Here is a 973-nt window from a genome sequence, read left to right on the forward strand (position 1 = left end):
CCTCGAGGTCGTCGACGAGGTCGCCGCTCACGATCCGGGGCGGGGCGGATGCCGCGGCATCCGCTGCCTGACGAAGTCGTGCGATGCGCGCGTCGTGGTCGGGGCCCTGCCACACGAGAAGCTCGAGCCAGCGCAGCGCTTCGGGGTCGCGCACGTCGATGGGGGCGAGGTCGAGCCCGGCGCGCCAGGCCACCTCGACCGGTCCGGTCGGCACCGCCGCGGCGTCGTCGACGGTGCACCGGAGGTCGATGGTCGGGCCTGCGGCATCCGGCTCGTGCAGGAACTCGCCTGGGGGAGTCGTGTACGTCACCCGGCAGTGGTCGGGGAAGAGGCACAGTCCGCCCGCGGCGCCCACCTCGAGCAGGGCGACCGGCCCGTCGAGCCGTGACAGCGGCGGCAGCCATGTCGCCGCGCGGCCGGGTTCATTGGTCTGGGTGGAATGCGTCGCGGAGATCTCGGAAATGCGATCCCACGCGTCGAGCAGCTCATCTCGCACCTCGGCGTACGGGTGCAGTGGCACTCCGGCGCGACGCGCGGCGGCGAACAGCAGGTTCGCCTGCTGCTGGCGGCGCGGCAGTGCGGTGAGGCGTCGCACCACCTCGGCATCCTCGGCGATCGCGCAGGCCCAGTCCTCGTACAACGGCGACGTGCCGTGCGCCCAATGCCGGCCGAAGTCGTCGTAGTAGGCGGCGAGCGCTCGCTCGTCATCGGCGTCGCCCATGCGCACCCCCTCGATGTGACGGATGCCGCCAGCCTGCCTCACGATCGGTCGAGTGGCCAGTCGGAGGGCGGTGTCGGGGCCGCAACCGACGACGCCCCCGCCCGGAATCCGGACGGGGGCGTCGATCGCCTGAGGAGGGTCAGACCCGCGCGGCCTCAGCGACCGTGCGGGCGGCGCCGAGCGCCTGCTCGAGGTCGGCCTTGAGGTCGTCGATGTTCTCGATGCCGACCGAGAGGCGCACGAGGCCGGGGG

Annotated in this window: 1 protein-coding gene; it reads right to left on the reverse strand. The window is 73.1% G+C overall.

Features of this window, described 5'->3' with window-relative positions:
* On the reverse strand, positions 1-721 hold a 721-nt coding region (locus tag ASG00_RS02320; protein WP_200930833.1), incomplete at its 3' end, for a DUF2332 domain-containing protein.
* Positions 722-973: the final 252 nt, after the last annotated feature.

This window comes from Microbacterium sp. Leaf351, from assembly GCF_001423825.1.
GTDB lineage: Bacteria > Actinomycetota > Actinomycetes > Actinomycetales > Microbacteriaceae > Microbacterium > Microbacterium ginsengisoli.